At 58.6% G+C, this 18641-nt stretch carries 16 protein-coding genes and 1 pseudogene; 8 read left to right on the top strand and 9 right to left on the bottom strand.

Features of this window, described 5'->3' with window-relative positions; translation table 11 throughout:
• Window positions 1–32 precede the first annotated feature (32 nt).
• Window positions 33–995: an ABC transporter substrate-binding protein gene (locus ACQZ48_RS15850; protein ID WP_448729009.1), complete on the bottom strand. Its 963-nt coding sequence runs from the start codon at window positions 993–995 to the stop codon at window positions 33–35.
• Window positions 996–1095: 100 nt separating this feature from the next.
• On the opposite strand from ACQZ48_RS15850, the gene ACQZ48_RS15845 reads away from it, so the two are divergent.
• The gene (locus tag ACQZ48_RS15845) at window positions 1096–2421 is read left to right on the top strand and encodes an aminotransferase-like domain-containing protein (RefSeq protein WP_077983168.1); all 1326 of its coding nucleotides are present in this window, start codon (window positions 1096–1098) and stop codon (window positions 2419–2421) included.
• Window positions 2422–2438: 17 nt separating this feature from the next.
• Window positions 2439–2601 (top strand): annotated as a pseudogene (locus tag ACQZ48_RS15840) (IS3 family transposase); the annotation flags it as partial.
• 84 nt (window positions 2602–2685) lie between these two features.
• Here the strand turns inward: ACQZ48_RS15840 and ACQZ48_RS15835 are convergent.
• Window positions 2686–4299: a BCCT family transporter gene (locus ACQZ48_RS15835; protein ID WP_142913325.1), complete on the bottom strand. Its 1614-nt coding sequence runs from the start codon at window positions 4297–4299 to the stop codon at window positions 2686–2688.
• A gap of 1086 nt (window positions 4300–5385) precedes the next feature.
• Between ACQZ48_RS15835 and ACQZ48_RS15830 the strand changes: the two genes are divergently transcribed.
• Together ACQZ48_RS15830 and ACQZ48_RS15825 are read left to right on the top strand one after the other, a co-directional pair.
• The gene (locus ACQZ48_RS15830; RefSeq protein ID WP_077983166.1) at window positions 5386–5748 is read left to right on the top strand and encodes a hypothetical protein; all 363 of its coding nucleotides are present in this window, start codon (window positions 5386–5388) and stop codon (window positions 5746–5748) included.
• Window positions 5745–7118 (top strand): FAD-containing oxidoreductase, encoded by a 1374-nt coding sequence (locus tag ACQZ48_RS15825; protein WP_077983165.1) that lies wholly within the window; start codon window positions 5745–5747, stop codon window positions 7116–7118. The genes ACQZ48_RS15830 and ACQZ48_RS15825 overlap by 4 nt, the downstream gene beginning before the upstream one ends.
• Before the next feature lie 80 nt (window positions 7119–7198).
• Here the strand turns inward: ACQZ48_RS15825 and ACQZ48_RS15820 are convergent, their stop codons facing one another.
• The 3 genes from ACQZ48_RS15820 to ACQZ48_RS15810 all read right to left on the bottom strand — a co-directional run bounded on the left by ACQZ48_RS15820 (window position 7199) and on the right by ACQZ48_RS15810 (window position 9025).
• Complete coding sequence (locus ACQZ48_RS15820; protein WP_077983205.1) at window positions 7199–8011, bottom strand: alpha/beta fold hydrolase; 813 nt, start codon at window positions 8009–8011, stop codon at window positions 7199–7201.
• 269 nt (window positions 8012–8280) lie between these two features.
• A complete protein-coding gene (locus ACQZ48_RS15815; protein ID WP_077983164.1) occupies window positions 8281–8586 on the bottom strand; it encodes a hypothetical protein in 306 nt (101 codons plus the stop codon).
• Window positions 8587–8662: 76 nt separating this feature from the next.
• Window positions 8663–9025, bottom strand: coding sequence for a hypothetical protein (locus ACQZ48_RS15810; protein ID WP_077983163.1), 363 nt, complete (start codon window positions 9023–9025; stop codon window positions 8663–8665).
• 236 nt (window positions 9026–9261) lie between these two features.
• Here ACQZ48_RS15810 and ACQZ48_RS15805 point away from each other — a divergent pair, with 236 nt between their 5' ends.
• Complete coding sequence (locus tag ACQZ48_RS15805; protein WP_448729008.1) at window positions 9262–10950, top strand: dihydroxyacetone kinase family protein; 1689 nt, start codon at window positions 9262–9264, stop codon at window positions 10948–10950.
• Between the two features lie 55 nt (window positions 10951–11005).
• Here ACQZ48_RS15805 and ACQZ48_RS15800 read toward each other — a convergent pair whose 3' ends face one another.
• The gene (locus ACQZ48_RS15800; protein ID WP_080794082.1) at window positions 11006–11464 is read right to left on the bottom strand and encodes an Lrp/AsnC family transcriptional regulator; all 459 of its coding nucleotides are present in this window, start codon (window positions 11462–11464) and stop codon (window positions 11006–11008) included.
• A gap of 123 nt (window positions 11465–11587) precedes the next feature.
• Between ACQZ48_RS15800 and ACQZ48_RS15795 the strand changes: the two genes are divergently transcribed.
• The 3 genes from ACQZ48_RS15795 to mctR all read left to right on the top strand — a co-directional run bounded on the left by ACQZ48_RS15795 (window position 11588) and on the right by mctR (window position 15077).
• Window positions 11588–12871: a cystathionine gamma-synthase family protein gene (locus ACQZ48_RS15795; RefSeq protein WP_448729007.1), complete on the top strand. Its 1284-nt coding sequence runs from the start codon at window positions 11588–11590 to the stop codon at window positions 12869–12871.
• Window positions 12872–13050: 179 nt separating this feature from the next.
• Entirely contained in the window at window positions 13051–14448 is a 1398-nt protein-coding gene (gene mctS / locus ACQZ48_RS15790) for a two-component system sensor histidine kinase MctS (protein WP_077983203.1), read from the top strand.
• The gene (gene mctR, locus ACQZ48_RS15785; RefSeq protein ID WP_077983158.1) at window positions 14445–15077 is read left to right on the top strand and encodes a two-component system response regulator MctR; all 633 of its coding nucleotides are present in this window, start codon (window positions 14445–14447) and stop codon (window positions 15075–15077) included. The genes mctS and mctR overlap by 4 nt, the downstream gene beginning before the upstream one ends.
• 62 nt (window positions 15078–15139) lie before the next feature.
• On the opposite strand, the gene ACQZ48_RS15780 is transcribed toward mctR, so the two are convergent.
• The 3 genes from ACQZ48_RS15780 to ACQZ48_RS15770 all read right to left on the bottom strand — a co-directional run bounded on the left by ACQZ48_RS15780 (window position 15140) and on the right by ACQZ48_RS15770 (window position 18393).
• Window positions 15140–16252, bottom strand: coding sequence for a TRAP transporter substrate-binding protein (locus ACQZ48_RS15780; protein ID WP_077983157.1), 1113 nt, complete (start codon window positions 16250–16252; stop codon window positions 15140–15142).
• A 68-nt stretch (window positions 16253–16320) separates the two neighbouring features.
• Window positions 16321–17826, bottom strand: a complete 1506-nt coding sequence (locus ACQZ48_RS15775; RefSeq protein ID WP_162520530.1) for a TRAP transporter large permease — start codon at window positions 17824–17826, stop codon at window positions 16321–16323.
• 18 nt (window positions 17827–17844) lie between these two features.
• Window positions 17845–18393: a TRAP transporter small permease subunit gene (locus ACQZ48_RS15770; RefSeq protein WP_173991450.1), complete on the bottom strand. Its 549-nt coding sequence runs from the start codon at window positions 18391–18393 to the stop codon at window positions 17845–17847.
• Window positions 18394–18641 lie beyond the last annotated feature (248 nt).

The raw sequence follows: 18641 nt of genomic DNA, 5'->3' as shown, positions 1-18641 counted from the left end.
ACGGTTGAATTGCCAAGGTCTGTCTGTTGTCGTCAGTTGCCTGCGGCGTGCAGCGGAAACAGCTCCGCGGGCGTCAAAAGCCGCGGCAGAATGCCTTGAGCGTGAAGCTCATTGGCGAAATCGACGATCATGACTTCGTTTTTTTTAAAGCCGCTGGCACTCCAGTCCGGCGGCAGATCCGCAGCGCAACGGCGCAACTCGTCGATCATCCATGGCGTTGTGTCGGCGTATTTTTCGCGCTTGTCGAGCCACATGCGCTGGGAGGCGTCGATAAGCTCGCTGAGCTCATCCATGATCCATGGATTTTCGCGCACGATATGGGCCTTGAACCCGATAAGATGCATGCCCGGCACATAACCGACTTCGTTGAAATAGGCGACTTCAGAAGCCCGGTAATCCGTCAGAACCTGTCGGAAGGGGGAGTCCTGATCGAAGAAGCCCTTCGGCATGAAGGGGGTGAACACGGCGTCGAGCCCGCCATCCTTCAGCAGATCAACCATCGGGCGTTCGCCCGGCGCCGCCTCGATGCGGCCTGGACGACCGAAACCATCCAGACGGTCGGTGATAGGATGGGCTTCCGTCAGACGGCCAGCATACCACATGGCGTCTTCCACCCCCACGCCTTCGCGACGGCAGGCCGCGCGGGTCCATATATTGCCGGAATCGCGCCAGCCGGTCACGCCGATCTTCTTGCCCGCAAGATCGGCAAGCGTGCGGATCGGGCTATCCTTGGTGGTGATGATGCAGCGGTGGCGGAAGCCGCGCATGATAAAGTTCGGCATACCGATAACGCTCTCATCGCCATCGTGACGCATCTGCGCGTAGCGGCTGAAGGAGGTTTCGGCAGCGTCGTGAGCCTCGTCTTCAGCGATGTTCGAAATGAGAGTGCTGACCCGATCGACCTCGATCTGGAGTTTTGGAGACGAGACATCTCCCAGAACGAGCGGTGTCGTATAGTCCCAATCTCGAAGGGCAAGACGAAGTTTCAAGGGCATGATTTTTTACTCGTTTGTTTTTTTGATGCCTCGAGAGTAAATGTACACTTGAAATCGTACAAATGTTATTACGTTATTGAACATTTAAAGTGAGAAAAAATTGAGCGAGATTGTGAAAGCCCGCTGGCTTGCTGAAAAAATAACCAACAAAACCATTCGTGGCATTGCGCTGGAAACGAGTGCGCTCGTAAGAGCCGGATTGCTGCCGGTGGGAACGCGGTTGCCCGCCATTCGCGATCTGGCTTATGAGCTTGGGGTTAGTCCGGCTACGATCTCCGAGGCTTGGAGCGAATTGCGCCAGCAGAAGATCGTCAGCGGTCGCGGGCGTAACGGAACCTGGGTCTGCGCGGAACGCTTCGTCGCAAAGCCGGAGCGGTTGGCGAGTGCCGGCCATTATGGCGCGAATGTTCTCGATCTTTCCATGGCGGTTCCTGATCGGACATTGCTGCCGCCGCTTGCAAAGGCCATGGTGCATGCAACGTCTGTCAGTGATCTGAACAGCTACGAGCGCAGCCGCATCGTGCCTGAGTTGAAAGATGCGCTTGCTGACGACTGGCCCTATGCCGCCGAAGCCTTTCTTGCCATCAATGGTGGATATAATGGCGTTTACACCACCATCCGCGCGCTCGTGCGTCCGGGCTCGGTGGTTGCCGTCGAACACCCGACCGCTATGCGTCTTCTCGATATCCTCGAGGATCTGGGCGTGAAAATCGTTCCCGTGCTGTCCGATGAAGAAGGCCCTATGCCCACTGCGCTGAAACAGGCGATGACGGAGCGGCCCGCTGCGTTTCTTTTTCAGCCGCGCTTGCATTCGGTAACGGGACAGACCGTTACCCCAGAGCGAATGCAGGCGCTGGCCGATGTTCTGGCAGATAGCGACACTTTGATTATCGAAGATGATGGCATTGCTGATATCTCGGCTGCACAGCCGGTGTCGCTCGGCTCGCGCTTTCCAGACAGAACGGTGCGTATTGTGTCTTTTTCGAAGACATTAGGGCCTGATCTGCGGCTTGCGGTTCTCTCAGGATCAAAAGCCATTGTCGAACAGATCCAATCCTACCGAGCGTTCAGCGCCGGTTGGACAAGCCGCGTCCTACAGGCTGCGGTGGCTTGGCTCATCCGAGACAAGGAAACCTCCGAAATCGTCGCGAACGCACGCGCCATTTATCAGAAACGACGCGATGCGTTGGCGCGCGAACTGCTTGAGCGTGGCGTTACCACCATGCCCGGCAGCGGCCTTTGCCTTTGGGTGCCGGTGGAATCGGAATCTTTCGCTCTGGTAACGCTTGCGGCACGAAATATTGCGGTCGTGCCAGGAAACAAGTTCTCCATCCTGCCAAGTTCCCATATCCGAGTTGCTACCAGCAAGCTGGATTCCGGACATGGGCAGGTTGCCGAGTCCATCGCGCTCGCGCACCAGAGATAAAGAGAGCGTCTTGTCCACTGAAAACAGAGAAAACGGCACGAAAGCTGTCTACCGGACCAGAGACGATGCAAAGGCAGACGTGTTCGATTACATCGAGCGCTCTACAATCCGAAACGTCGCCACTCGACACCGGGCTATCTCAGCCCGATGGAATTTGAAAACAAGGTGGGATTAGCTTAATTTCATGTCCGAAAAACCGGCAGCAGGTCACGAAGCTCGTGAGTTCTTGCAGAGCAATGCTCGGCGTACTTGATCTCCAAATCTTTAGCGCGGTTCGTTTGCTAGTCCTTTCAGGATGGCGAAGCAGGCGAGCAAGAGGACGATGGTGAACGGAAAGCCTGTCGATACGGCCATTGCCTGAAGTGCTCCCAGTCCACCACCAAGCAGAAGGGCGATGGCGACGAGGCCCTCAAATGTCGCCCAGAAGACCCGTTGGGGAACCGGTGCGTCCACCTTGCCGCCGGCGGTGATGGTGTCGATGACGAGCGAGCCGGAATCAGACGAGGTGACGAAGAATACGATGACCAGTACGATGCCGATGAAGCTTGTGACTGCCTGCAGGGGCATGGCTTCCAGCATGGCGAACAATTTAAGCTCCAGGGGAGCATCGACCACGGCCTGGTAACCATCGTTCACGATCTGACTGATCGCCGTCCCACCGAACGCCGTCATCCAGAAGACCGATACCAGCGAGGGAATGATGAGCACGCAGATGAGGAACTCGCGTACCGTCCGCCCGCGCGAGATGCGTGCAATGAACATGCCGACAAAGGGCGACCAGGAGATCCACCAAGCCCAATAAAAAGCGGTCCAGCCCTGGCGGAAATTGTCGTCGGTCCGACCGAAGGGATTCGACAGTTCGGGCAGGTAGCGGATGTATTCGTAGAGGTTGGTGAAGAAGCCCGTAAAAATGGCCAGCGTCGGACCGACTGCCACGACAAAGGCCAGGAGCAGCGCGGCCAGGATCATGTTGATCTCCGAAAGGCGTTTGACGCCGGCATCGAGCCCAGCCACTACCGAGGTGAGGGCCACAGCGGTGATAACACCGATCAGGACGACCTTCGAGATGTCGTTGACCGGCATCCCAAACAGGTGATTCAGGCCGGCATTTGCCTGTTCCGCGCCGAAACCAAGGGAGGTGGCAAGGCCAAAAAGCGTGGCGAAGACAGCGAGCACATCGATCATGTGGCCCACCCAACCCCAGACACGCTCGCCGAAAATCGGATAGAAGATCGAGCGTATTGTGAGCGGTAGGCCCTTATTGTAGCAAAACAGCGCCAACGCCAACGCCACCACCGCATAGATCGCCCAAGGATGGAGGGCCCAATGGAAGATCGTCGCGGCCATGCCGATATGCCGGGCGGTCGCCGTGTCCCCTGCCGCGCCTCCGAGTGGCGCCCAACTCTCGGGACTTCCGGCATTCCCCGCGACGGCGGAGGAATAATGTGATATTGGCTCGGAGACGCCATAGAACATCAGGCCGATCCCCATACCGGCAGCAAAGAGCATCGCAAACCAGCCGGAATAGGAATAATCCGGCGAAGCGTCGCGCCCGCCGATGCGGACCCGGCCATAGGGCGAGACGATCAAGAAAAGACAAAGAAGCAAAAAAACATTGCCGGCAGCCAGGAAGAACCAGTCGAAGGTCGCTGTCAGCCAGTCGCGCAGGGCGGAGAAGAGCGGTCCCACATACTGCTGGAGAGCGAGCGTCAGCAGGACGAAGCCAACGATGGTCAGACCCGAGATCAGGAAAACAGGGTTATGCACGTCGAGGCCGAACGGCCCGATCCGGGGTGTGATGTTGTCTTGTCCAACCATGTAAGTTGTATCGATCAGTTCGGTTGGACCTTCGGGAACGGGAATGCCGCTGTCGCTCATAGTGTTCTCCAATGATAACGAGTTTTCCGTCTGGGTGACACGCGCTGCGGACGGCAGCAAATCAGGACGGAGAAAATCCCCGTAGCTTCTTTGAAAGTTTGGAACATCTTGCCCGCTTAATGCAGTATTGCTGACAGGAAGACGCGGCATGGATCATGCATCGACCAGATTTGGTCTATATGCGACCTCCATATCTTTCATGTTCCACCCCGAACCGTAATTGCGGAACGCGAAACAGCCGACCGGTTGCTTAAAAGCGTGTCTGCCTGGTCGTGTGCCCTGCTGCGAACGACCCCTTCCGGTCCAATCGCACAACTTCAGTTTGACCAGCTTCTTCGAGAGGCGGGGTTTGATGTGACAATTCTGCGGCCTGGCGAGAAAATAGAAGCGGCGCTATATGACGTTGGCGTCTATGTTCTCGCTGAAGAAGGGATGTCCGCCAGGGAACACCTTGGTCCGCGGTGGGCAGATTTGCACGGGCCGTTTCCCGCATCGATGGAAAGATTGTGGGACTATCTTCCGACCATATATGTTTCGCTCGGTTCCCCGTTTCTCCTTTACCATATGCCGGAATGCGAAACGTTCGTGAACGGTTATTCTCCGATTTTGCCGGTACAACGCGCAACCGTTGCGGCTTTAACCGGAAAAATTCCATTCTCCGGTCAGAGCCCGGCAGATCCTTCTTGCGGGGTCGCGCCGGGAGCGCCCTTATAGATCAGGTGATCGCGGCTAGACGCCGGAAACAACGCGGCGGGACTTGACTGGAAATGTCAGGCCCAAGGAAGCCTGTTCGATCAAGCGCAGGGAGGCGGGCAAAAAAATATCTCTGCTTTGATAAAATTATGTCGCCCTTTTGGGCGGCAGCGCGCGAAATGTTGCAATCGCCGTCGTGGATGGAACGTGGTATCCTGACGAGCCTGACCACTGAACCAGTACTGAGACAGTGTGGAGGATTCGGGATGGAGGCACGCTTTCCCTTGAAATAGCGCCCTCGCACGTTGCTGGCCGCCGCGGGGTTGTCACCATGTGTCTGCCGAGCATGCGAGCGGCACGTTCTTGATTTACTAAACTTTCAGAGGAACTTGAATGCTCGTTCTTTTCCCAGTTCCCTCAAGAATCGCCGTCGACCCGCCCACCAGGGCCACTCCCTTCACAATCGCCTGGGGCAGGTATCTTGGGTGGTTCGATATCTTCCCGAACACTCTTTTCTTCACTGAATTGCTCCGGGCCGTGACGGGTTCTATCGGCCGCCCGATGACCGCCGCAACTGCAGGAATGGTGGCTCCGAGGCATTTCACGGGCGTCATCGGCGCTGTCACCGAAACCTTGGGCGGCGCGATCAGTCGCTTCTGGCTCGCTAAACGTTTCGGGCTTGAGCTCCCCGTGGCGCTGGTCGAAGACACCGTTATCATAGCGTTCGCGCTTCTCGTCGTGGTGGCCGTGTCATGAGAGAGTACGACGCAATCTTCATCGGGGCCGGACAGGCCGGGCCGTTTCTCGCCGCTCGTATGGCGGCGATGGGCCGCAAGGTGGTCCTGATCGAACGGAAGTATCTCGGCGGAACCTGCGTTAACGCCGGGTGCATGCCGACCAAGGCCTTGGTCGCCTGTGCCAAGACCGCCCAGATGGCGCGGCGTGCATCCGAATTCGGGGTCACTATTCCTGGTGAGCCGACGATGGATATGTCGGCCGTGGCGGCCCGCGCCAGGAAGGTGACCCTCGATGCGAGAAGCGGCCTGGCGGCCTGGTTCGATAGCCTCGAAACGATGGATGTGGTTTATGGCCAGGCCAAATTCGCCGGTGCGAAGGACGTTTATGTGAACGGTACACGCTACACGGCGCCGCAGATTTTCATCAACGTGGGCGCGCGACCACACATCCCCGATGTGCAGGGGTTGACCGACGTGCCGTATCTCACAAGCACTTCGATGATCGAACTCGCGGAATTGCCAAGACACCTGGTTGTCCTCGGCGGCAGTTATATCGGACTGGAATTTGCCCAGATGTATCGGCGCTTCGGCGCGGCGGTCACTGTCGTCGAGCGCGGACCGCACCTTGCGCCCCGGGAGGACAGAGATATCTCGGAAGCCATTGCGGATATCCTCACCAGGGACGGCGTCAACGTTCTTCTCAGCCAGAAACTGTTGTCAGTCGCCATGGACGGCTCAGACGTCGTCGTGCGGTCCGATCAAGGCGAAGTCCGGGGCAGCCATGTATTGGTCGCCCTCGGGCGCCAGCCGAATACCGACGATCTCGGCCTCGATCTCGCGGGCGTAGAGACTGATCGTCATGGATTCATTCAGGTGGATGAGCGACTTCAGACGAATGTCGAAGGTATCTGGGCGCTTGGCGATTGCAACGGACGAGGCGCCTTCACGCATACCTCCTACAATGATTTCGAGATCGCCGCCGCGAACCTCCTCGACGGCGGCGATCGCAAATTGTCCGATCGCATTCTCGGTTATGGCCTCTACATTGATCCGCCTCTCGGGCGCGTGGGCATGACGGAGCGCCAGGCGAAGGAGGCCGGCCACCGGGTCAAGGTCTCGACCCGACCTATGAGCCGTGTCGGTCGAGCCGTCGAGAAAGGTGAAATACTCGGCCTCATGAAGCTCGTCGCCGACGCTGACACCGACCGGGTGCTCGGCGCCGCCTTTCTGGGGGTCGGGGGTGACGAAGCGATCTACGGGGTGCTGGACGCCATGAACCTCGGGGCGACGACCGAAAAACTCCGCTGGGCGGTGCCTATCCATCCGACTGTCGGAGAACTGGTGCCGACACTGATTAACGACCTGAAGGTAACAATTTCAGCGATGTGACCGAGGGCTGAAGACTTATTCGGTGGCCTTTGTTCTGCGAAATTATACCGTTAAAGTGGCCTTGTTCGGTACTTTTCCGGTCACCTGAAACTCCTCAAGACTGCGGCGACAATTGCTTCCGGGCAATCTTCCTGAACAAGGTGGCCGGTCTCGGGTAGCGAAATACAGTCTTTAGCGGAAATCAACGCCGCAAGACGCTCGCCCACGTGATGGGGAATCCATTCGTCATTCTTTCCCCAAAGTACGCTTACCGGGCAGTCCATTCGGGTATAAAGAGTTTCGACTTCATCTGTGAAACGCTGGTCCATTTGCGCGATTTGCCGGTAAAATGCAGGCTGCCCGACAGGACCAGTCCAAGGCGCGCTGTATATTTTCAGCGCCTCTTCCGACAATGGATTGCGCGCGGCGGATTGTAGGTAGGCGCGCAACACGGCACGATGCATGTAGGCTGGCATGTCGGAAAACGCCATTTCGTGCTGACGAACATGCTGCACAAAAGGGGACCCCCATGGGGCAAAAGCGACAGCATCGAAGATCGTTAAGGCGGAATAGCGCAACCCGTTGAGAAAGTAGGCACGAAGGACGGTTGCCCCGCCAAAGTCATGGGCCAGCATCTCTGGCCGTTCAATATTCCATTCTTTAAACAAGTTCTCCAGAACATTATTCTGTATTCCGAGCGAAACATCCTGTCCTTCGCGCATCTCAGACTGACCATAGCCAACCATGTCGAAGTAATAGATGGTCCGATCATGGGCAAAATGCGGGATGATCTTACGCCAGACCTGAGAAGAAAAGGGTGTGCCGTGAACGGCAACCAGCGGCGGACCGCTGCCGATCTTCCCCCACCGAACAGCATTGCCTTCGATTGTTGACGTATTCGGGAGTTCCAGCATGAAAAATCCTATCCTCTCTCGAACCAAGTGACGCGACGCCCTTGCCTTGATTTGGGAAAACATCAGTTTGAGAGAACAAAATCACCAGTTCATAATTTTTAGGATAAGGATCAGTCCGCTTGAGCCGCCGGCGCCATCGCCCATTTTGGCGGAGCCAGATCGACGGGCCTTCGACGCCATGTCCCCATTCGGCAACCGTTCGATAGTCGCGGCGGATTGAGGCTGGAATGAACCGTTGGCTCGGGCAAGCACTGATCGAACCCGAACTTTCAGATCCCAGACCCATCAAGCTCCCGGTCGTCCTCGCCCTCCCAGGGAGCGGGCATCGTAAGACCATCGATATTGGCTGAAGGCATAGGCATCCAGCACTTCAATTCCGACTCCGAATATTCGATGATCCGCCCCGGCGAAGAGTCTGAAGCGCGCCAGCCCTCTGAGCCGTACTGGTCGCCCTTCGACCAATAAGCGAGGTCTACCTGGGACGGCCCTTGTTCGGACGACCGTATCGTGATGAGGATCCGATCTCCGGTTTTCGGCGCGCTCGCCATATGTCGCCATGGGTGTGGCTTGTCCATCGTCTCCCCCCGTAATACGCTCGGCCCTCAACGGCTTGCGGGCTGCGCCCGCACAAAAGAGCCGCCTTTCTGGATTTCAGGCTTCGACAGCTTCGCTGACATCATCCAGAAGAAAGTGCACGATCACATAGCGTGTCGTGTATTTCTGACCGCTATCGGAGACGCTTTCGATGCTGCCGCCGTCGGCGGGGTGCCAATTCTGGTAATGGGGGTTGTTGGCGATCAGCGTAATCGCTTTGCCTGACAACCTGCCGCCCAGCCGGTAGCGGGCCTCTGCGAGATGCCAGATATTCTCAAAATCCTGTTGGCTGATACGGGCTTTCAAGGCCTTTCTGGATATTGTTTTTCCGGGCGAACCATCGTCATGCGCCGCCGATGGAATATGTAGGTCAACTTCTTCTGCACCGTCCAGCAGAAAGGTGAATTCGTCTGGCCACATCCGTCTCACGTATCGCTCCTCCCAAAGCTTACCGTCCTACAGCGCCATCATGATAGCGTCTCCGCCGCGAGAGGCAATGGCGGATATGCACCTGTGCTTGCCTCGCATACCCTCAATCGATGTTACGAGTTCCAATGCCCGGAACTTGAAATTGACCGGGAGATCGTGCTTGTTCACCTTCGGGAGGGCACGTCCGCGTCCCCGCCAGTCGACGAACTGCATCGAGGAGTAAAGGCATGAAGAAGCTCATCAACGATCCAGCCACCGTTGTGCGGGACATGCTTGAGGGCGTGGTGGCCCTCAGCCCCGCGACGGTCCTGCTAGCGGATGAGAATGTCGTCATCCGCTCTGGCCTTCCGGACCCGGAAAAGCGCAGGGTGGCGGTTCTGTCGGGCGGCGGCAGTGGCCATGAACCAGCTCATGCGGGTTATGTCGGCGCGGGTATGCTGACCGTTGCGGTGGCAGGCGATGTCTTCACTTCGCCGAGCACCGATGCGGTTCTTGCCGGCATCAGGGCTGCGGCCGGACCCGCCGGCGCTCTGGTTATCGTCAAGAACTATACGGGTGATCGACTGAACTTCGGATTGGCGGCCGAGCTGGCGCGGGCTGAAGGAATTCCGGTCGAGATCGTGGTCGTTGCCGATGACGTTGCGTTGAAGGATACAGTTCCCGACGATCGCCGCCGGGGTATTGCAGGTACAGTGCTTGTTCACAAGCTCGCTGGCGCGGCCGCGGAGCAGGGACTTTCCCTTCAAGAGGTGGCCCGCGTCGCCCGGGAAGCCGCTGGAAACTTATCTTCCATGGGAATATCACTGGGCTCCTGCACGCTCCCTGCCGTTGGCAGGCCGGGCTTCGTCCTTGGCGACGCTGAAATCGAAGTCGGGCTCGGCATCCATGGAGAACAGGGCGTTCGGCGGATGCCCATCGCACCGGCGGACGAGCTCGTGAAGCTGGTGCTCGAAACGATTGAAGCCGATGGCAGGCTGAAGAGCGGCGACCGGGTTGCGCTTCTGGTCAACGGACTGGGATCGACGCCGCCATTGGAACTTGCGGTCGTGGCGCGATCCGCCGTCACACGTCTGGAGGCAAAGCGCGTCGTGGTCGAAAGGGCATGGGCCGGCACCTTCCTCTCCGCCCTCGATATGCCCGGCTTTTCCCTGTCGGTCATGCATGTGGACGACGCAATGCTCAATCTCATGGATGCGCCAACCGACGCCGGTGCATGGCCGCGCGGCGGTGTGGTGAACCGCAACCGCGTCTTGCCTTCGGTAGGCGTCAAGACGAGCGTGACCGCGCAAAGCAGCGTCACGGTCGCCGGTGAACGACTGCGTTCCGCCGTGGAGCGGGTCGCCGGTGCACTGATCGCTGCGGAGCCCAAACTGACGCAACTGGACAGTGTTACGGGCGACGGTGACCTTGGAACAAGCATGGTGCGCGGCGCCGAAGCAATACTGGCGCTGCCACGGCAGAGCTTCGCAGATATATCCGGCGGCTTGATGGAGATGGCAAATGCGATGCGGAAGGCAATCGGCGGAAGCTCGGGCCCCTTTTACGCCACGGGCCTGATGCGCGCTTCGCGCCATCTTGCCGGGATCGAAAAGCCGACGGCCCAACAGATGGCGGAAGCGTTCGTGGCGGCCGTTCTCGCGGTCTCAGAACTCGGCGGTGCGAAGCCGGGAGACCGTACGATGATAGATGCGCTTCACCCGGCGGCAGCAACGTTCCGGGATAAGCTCGCAGCCGGAGCGTCGGCCGACGACGCCTGGCGATCCGCCTTGGCGGCAGGTATCGCAGGCGCCGAGGCGACGACGTCGATGAAGCCGCGGCTCGGGCGCGCGAGCTATCTTGGCGAGCGGGCTATGGGACATCCCGATGCGGGAGCGGTCGCCGTCAGCATCTGGCTTGAAGCAATCGGGAACGATTAGCGCCGATGGGCGGAAGGCTTGATGAGAAAGCGGATTGCCGCCGTGGCCATGACGTTCAGATGCGCCGCGCCTTGATCGTGTTCATGACGAAGCTGGTCTCGATGGTCTCGACGCATTTCAGCTTTGCAATCTTGTCCTTGATGAAACGCTCGTAGTCCTCCAGCCCACCGCACATGACCTTGAGCATGTAGTCCCTCGGACCCGTGACCAGATGACATTCGAGAACCTCGTCCCAGTCAAGAACGGCCGCCTCGAACATCCGGATTTCGTCATCGTGCTGGCGGCTGAGGCGGACGGACGCAAGGGCGGTCATGGTCCATCCCTCGATTGCCGGATCAATGATCGCGGAGTACCCTTTGATGGCGCCTATCTCTTCCAGGCGTCGAAGCCGCCGCAGGCACGCCGATGCTGACAGTCCAACCCGCTCGGCAAGTTCGTTGTTCGTGATCCGCGCATCGGCAGACAATTCCCTGAGTATCCGCCTGTCGATCGGGTCTGCAATTTTTTGCGACATAAATGACCGTTCTCCGCAATATATTGCTTTATGAGACAACTCGACGCTTCAGAATGCAAGGTATTTTGGTTTCACTGCGTGTAACCTGCAGGTAGTTCAACACCAGCTGAGGGATCATCGGAAATGACCGCGCCGCATCCGTCCAAAACCAACATCGGCAACCACGCCCTCCATCCTGAAACCCAGATGCTCAATTACGGTTATGATCCGGAATTGTCGGAGGGCGCCGTAAAGCCTCCCGTGTTCCTGACATCGACCTTCGTTTTCAAGTCGGCGGAAGACGGGCGTGACTTCTTCGACTACGTCTCCGGCCGCAAGGAGCCGCCCGAAGGCAGGGGCGCGGGCCTCGTCTATTCGCGCTTCAACCATCCAAACAGCGAGATTGTCGAGGATCGTCTTGCCGTTTATGAGCGAACGGAGAGCTGCGCGCTCTTTTCGTCCGGCATGTCCGCCATTTCGACGACGCTTTTCGCCTTCGTCCGGCCCGGTGATACTGTGCTCCACTCCCAGCCGCTTTATGGCGGTACGGAGACGCTGCTGGCCAAGACCTTCCATAATTTCGGCGTCTCGGCAGTGGGGTTTGCCGATGGCGTCAGCGAGACTTCGGTGATGGCTGCCGCAGAAGAGGCGATGGCGAAAGGCAGGGTCTCCGTCATCCTCATCGAGACGCCGGCCAATCCGACAAACAGCGTTGTCGATGTCGCGATGATGAGCCGGGTCGCCGACGCGATCAGCGAGAGGCAGGGGCACAGGCCGATCATCGCTTGCGACAATACGCTCCTCGGCCCGGTGTTCCAGCGGCCCATCGAGCATGGCGCGGACATCTCGCTCTATTCGTTGACGAAGTATGTTGGCGGGCATTCCGATCTCATTGCCGGGGCGGCGCTCGGTCGGAAGAATGTCATGAAGCAGGTGAAGGCGTTGCGTGGAGCAATCGGCACGCAACTCGATCCGCACTCGTGCTGGATGCTCGGACGTTCCCTTGAGACGCTGCAAATCCGGATGGAGCGGGCGGACAGCAACGCCAGGGTCGTGGCGGAATTCCTGAATGCGCATCCCAAGGTCGAGAAAATCCATTACCTTCCGTTCAGCGATCCGGCATCTGCCGCTGGCAAGGTGTTTGCCGCTCAATGCTCCGGCGCGGGATCGACCTTCTCGTTCGACATCGCCGGCGGGCAGGCCGCCTCTTTCAAATTCCTCAATGCGCTCAACATATTCAAACTCGCGGTCAGCCTCGGCGGCACGGAGTCTCTCGCATCTCACCCCGCAACGATGACGCATTCGGGAGTTCCTGCCGATATCCGCCAGCGCATCGGTGTGCTGGATTCCACGATCCGGCTGTCAATCGGCATCGAACATCCCGACGATCTTGTCGCCGACCTGACCCTTGCCCTGGATCAGGCCTGACGAAAACGGGAGCGCCGACTGCCGGGCGCTCCCCGGACTTGATTGAAAGCCGCTCTTCAGGAACAGGCCTGAATAGGTCACTCATGGTCGCGTCGCGCGGGTCGCTTTCCAATGTCTCTCATTTGCGGCATTAAGTTTTGTGAAGTAAAGAGCACAAGATGGATGTGTCGGGAGGGGGCATGAAACTCAGGAGCCAGATTCTCGCATTGGCCATCGGGCCACTTGTTCTTGCGATTATCGTCATTACCGCATTGATCACGTGGCAGTCTATGACGCTGGCGCGCACGAGCATCGATGCGTTCGAACGAAACATGCTCGCTGCAAAGGAGGCTGAACTCCTCAACCTCACCAATCTCGCCCTTTCGGCGATCCGCTCGGTCTATGACAGGGCAGGACCGGATGACGAGGCCGCGAAGGAAGAGGTCAAGCGCATCCTGACCGGTCTCGACTATGGCACTGACGGCTATTTCTTCGTCTATGACTATGACGGGCTGAACGTGGTCCATCCACGACAGAATTTCCGTCCGGGGAACAACTGGCTGGATCTCCACGATCCCGATGGCAACCGGGTGATCTACGATCTGATCGTCGAGGCGAAAAAGGGGGGAGGGCTGGTCCAGTACAAGTGGGAAAAACCCTCCACCAAAAAAATGGCCGACAAGCTTTCCTTTGCGGCCGGCCTCGACAAATGGCGCTGGATGATCGGTACCGGCGTTTACCTCGACGACGTTTTTGCGACAACGGCGGCGGCGAAGGAGGAGTTGCGGCATTCAATCACCTGGAACTTCCTGATCGTCGCCCTGTTTGCGGTTCCCGCCGTATTGCTGGTGTTCGCCACCTGCATGCTGCTCAATCTGCGCCAGCAGCGGCTGGCGGATGGCCGGCTCAAGGACTTGATGCAAAGGATCATCGATACGCAGGAGGAGGAGCGCCTTCGCATTGCCCGGGAACTGCATGACGGCATTTCCCAAAATCTCGTCGGCGTGCGTTTCGCGATCGATCTCGCGCGGCGCAAGGTCACACCGGATAATGTCGGAGCTGTAGAGGCGATCGGCAAAGGCGCCATTGCGTTGAACGAAGCGATCAAGGAAGTCCGCCGTATCTCGCACGATCTTCGCCCGCGTGTCCTCGACGATCTGGGGCTGACGGCAGCTCTGGAATCCCTGATCTCGAGTTTTTCCGAACGCACGGGAATTGCGGCGACGCTTGAATCCGTGGCCTTCAAGCATATGCTTGTCCCGGAGGCGCGGGTTGCGCTTTACCGTGTCGCACAGGAAGCGTTGACCAATATCGAGCGCCATGCCGGCGCGACGCAGGTCGCCATCCGGTTTTCCAGCCGCGATGAACGGGTCCAGATGGATGTCAGCGACAATGGTCGTGGATTTCCGGCCGTTCGGAAGGAGAACGGGATGCCGGCAAGCAAGGGGCTCGGTTTGAGAAACATGCAGGAACGCATGACGCATTTCGGCGGCAGGCTGGATGTCGAAAGCTCCGCCAGGGGAACCGTTCTGCGCGCGGTGCTGCCCATCACTGCCATGAAGGATCGCAATGACGGCTTACAGGAGGCCGCCGAGTGACCGTTCATCCGATCCGTGTGTTGTTGATCGACAACCATCCTCTGGTTCTGGACGGGTTGAGGGCCGTCCTTGAGACTTACGAGCATCTCGAAGTCGTTGGAACCGCGGTATCCGCCATGGCCGGTATCGATGCGGCTGTCGCCACGCGGCCCGATGTGGTGCTGATGGATATCAATATGCCGCAGATCAATGGCATCGATGCACTGGAACTGTTCAAGGAAAAGCAGCTTTCCGCCCGGGTGCTGATGCTGTCGATGCATGACAGCCGGGAATATATATCGACATCGGTGATGTATGGTGCAGCCGGTTACATTCTGAAGGACGTGGCGACCGAAGAAATAGTCGCTGCAATCGAAACCGTGGCTGCCGGCGGCACCTATTTTTCCTCTGGCGTTCGCGATGTGCTAATGGAGGGGGCGTCCGGCAGGCTGAAGGCGCTGACGACACGCGAACAGGAAGTTCTGCTGCTGATCGCGCGCGGAAAGAGCAATCGTGACGCTGCGCTGGCGCTCGACATTGCCGAGCGCACGATGGAAACCCATCGCAAGAACATCAAGAGGAAACTGGATATAGCGACGACTGCCGGTCTCATCCGTTATGCGATCGATAACGGGCTTATCAAAGAATAGCCGCCAAAGGCCAGAGGCCCCGGAATGTCGCCATCCAGGGGCCTCGTAAAGTCTATGCCTGCTTATTTGCCGGCCGTCTGCATGGCATAGCCGTAGCTGTCATAGGTATATTCGGCGACGCGGAACCATTCGAAGCTCTCGTCGCGGAATTTCTTCCAGCCCGGATAGATCTTGGCCCATGCGGGATGCTTCTGGGTGTACTCGTCATAAAGCTCGAAGGTCGCCTTATAGGCGGCGTCGAGCACATCGCGGGGCAGCGGGCGAAGCTGCGTGCCCTTGGAAACCAGCGAGCGGATCGCATCCTTGTTCTTGACGTCGTACAGCGCCTGCATGTTGATGTTGGCGGCCTTGCAGGCGGTGTCGAGCGCTGCCTTGTATTCATCAGGCAGTGCTGCATACTGGTCCTTGTTGATGAAGAAGTGGATCGTCAGTCCACCCTCCCAGAACGCGGGATAATAGTAGTATGGCGCGATCTGGTAGAAGCCGAGCTTTTCGTCGTCATAGGGACCGACCCACTCCGCAGCATCAATGGTGCCCCGTTCCAGCGCCGGATAGATGTCGCCGCCCGGAAGCTGCTGCGGCACCGCGCCAAGCTTGGCGAGCACCTGTCCGGCGACGCCGGCAATACGCATCTTCAGGCCCTTGATATCCTCGAGGCTCTTGATCTCCTTGCGATACCAGCCGCCCATCTGGGCACCCGTCGCTCCACCGGGAATGCCGATGACGCCGTAGTCGGAAAGAAATTCGTTGTAAGCCTCGTTGCCGCCGCCATGGTAGAGCCATGCGTTCTGCTGGCGGGCGTTCAGGCCGAAGGGGATGGTCGAACCGATGGCGAATGTCGGATCTTTCCCCGTGAAATAGTAGCCGCAGGTATGGGAAATCTCGACGGTATTGGCTTTTACGGCGTCGATGGCCTGGGCTCCTGGAACGATTTCACCAGCCTGAAAGACCTGGATTTCGAACTTGCCGCCCGTAATGGCCTTCAATGCATTGGCCATGACCACGGCGCCGCCATAGATCGTGTCCAGATTGTTCGGGAAGCCGGACGTGAGACGCCAGCGAATAGTTGGCAATGACTGGGCTATGGCGGGTGTCGCAAGTGCCGAAGCAGCCGCAGCCGCTCCTGCAAGTACGCCGCCCGACAAGAGTTGTCTGCGACCTGGGTTGACCTTCATAGATTACCTCCTCCTATTGAATGTCAGCGATGTTTGTTACGGGGGGCGCTTTCGCGCCCGGCCGATTGTCAGGGCGCGCCCGGCTTTCCAAAGCTCGGTGCGCTGTTGCCCGGCGCCAGGAAAGGATTGGCGAAAGGATCGGCGTCCGTACCTGCGCCCGGCATCGGTACATTGATATGGACGGCGGAAGGATCGGCCTGTTTCACGCCTGACTTGTAGTGCATCACGATGCCGGGGAAGGCGATGATGATGATGACCATGGTCAGCTGGATGAACAGATAGGGAATGGCGCCCAGATAGATCTGGGACGAGGTGACCGGCTGGATGGTCTGTCCGGTGATCCGGTCCTTGTAGGCGCGCGTGGGTGCAACGGACCGCAGGAAGAACAGCGAAAAACCGAAGGGCGGGTGCATGAACGACGTCTGCATGTTGACGGCCAGCATCACGCCGAACCAGATCAGATCGATGCCAAGCGCATCGGCGACCGGCGCCAGCAGCGGGATGATGATGAAGGCCAATTCGAAATAGTCGAGGAAGAAGGCCAGGAAAAAGACCAGCAGGTTGGCGACGATCAGAAAGCCGATCTCGCCGCCCGGAACCGACGTCATCAGATGCTCGACCCAGACATGGCCGTTCACGCCATAGAAGGTCAGGGAAAAGACACGCGCGCCGAGCAGGATGAGCAGGACGAAGGACGACAGCTTTGCCGTGGCGTACAGAGACTGCTGGATCAGCCCGAAATTGAGCTTGCGGTTGGCAAGCGCAAGGGCGAGCGCGCCGACAGCACCCATGGCGCCGCCTTCCGTGGGTGTGGCGATGCCGAGGAAGATCGTGCCAAGCACGAGGAATATCAATACGAGCGGCGGTACCAGCGAGGTTATGACCTTGAGCAAGAGCTTGGTGCCGCGCAGGGTCCGCGCCTCCGGCGGCAGGGCCGGGACTTTCGTCGGACTGATGATCGAGGTCACGATGATATAGACCGTATAGGCGGCCACGAGCATGAGACCCGGAACGAGCGCGCCCTTGTACATGTCGCCCACTGAACGGCCGAGCTGGTCAGCCAGCACGATCAGTACGAGGCTGGGCGGGATGACCTGCGCCAGTGTGCCGGAAGCCGCAATCGTGCCGGCGGCGACCTTGCGGTCATATCCATAGCGCAACATGATGGGAAGCGAGATGAGGCCCATCGAAATAACCGAGGCGGCGACGACGCCGGTGGTGGCGGCCAGAATTGCCCCGACGAAGATGACGGCGAAGGCGATGCCGCCGCGGACCGGTCCAAACAGCTGGCCGATCGTGTCCAGCAAGTCCTCCGCCATGCCGCTCTTTTCAAGAATGAGCCCCATGAAGGTGAAGAACGGGATGGCCAGCAGCGTTTCATTCGACATCTGGCCGAATATGCGATCGGGGATGGCCTGGAACAGCGTCACTGGCAGCAGGCCGAGCTCTATTCCGACAAAGCCGAAGAAAAAGCCGACGAAGGCCAGGGCGAAGGCGACGGGGTAGCCGAGCAAAAGCACGATGATGAGCGCCGCAAACATGATGGGCGCGAGATTTTCCGCAATGAATGCCATTGTTGTTGTTTCCTTCGATCAGAGCAGTGCGGCGGCGGCGTCAGCCGCTGCAACCGGATCGGGGATATCGCCGCGCAGGATCGCGACACGCTTGATGAGTTCCGAAACGCCCTGAATGGCCAGCAGGCTGAAGCCAACCGGTATCAGCGCCCAGACGGGCCATTGAATGAGGCCGCCCGTGTTGTTCGAAACCTCACCGGACGCAAGTTTCTGCAGAAACACCGGCCAGGAAAGATAGACCGTGATGAGGCAGAAAGGCATGAGAAAGAAGATGGTCCCGAGAATATCGACCCACAGCTGCCCCTTGCGCGGAAGACTTCCATAGACCAGATCCACCTTCACATGCTCGTTGTTGAGAAGCGTATAGGCGGCGGCGATCAGAAACACTGCGGAAAACAAATACCACTGCGATTCAAGCCAGGCGTTGGAGCTCATCGAAAACGCCTTGCGCATGGCTGCATTGACGGCGCTGATAAAAATGGCCGCGAGAAGCAGCCAGGAAACACCTTTGCCAATGGCTGCATTGGCGGCATCAATGGCACGCGAAGCGGCCAACAGAAATTTCATGACATCCTCCCCGAAAGCGGTCGCGTATTCCTCAATACGTGTGTGACCGCCATAATTCGGGCAGGATAACCACGGCGGCCCGATGCTCAAGGGCGCGCGCCGGCGAACTTCTCAGGACGTACCAAGAACTGGGTATGGGCAAGATCAAAACCCACATCCAGGCATATGTTTCGCCTCCCGCTGCTTGTTCCAGGAGGCGTTTTTGCGACGCGTACGGTCAGTATCGCGATCGGCGATCTCAAAACCGC

The organism is Agrobacterium sp. 22-209-1 (assembly GCF_053522485.1).
This window is presented reverse-complemented; position numbering and strand designations above follow the sequence as displayed.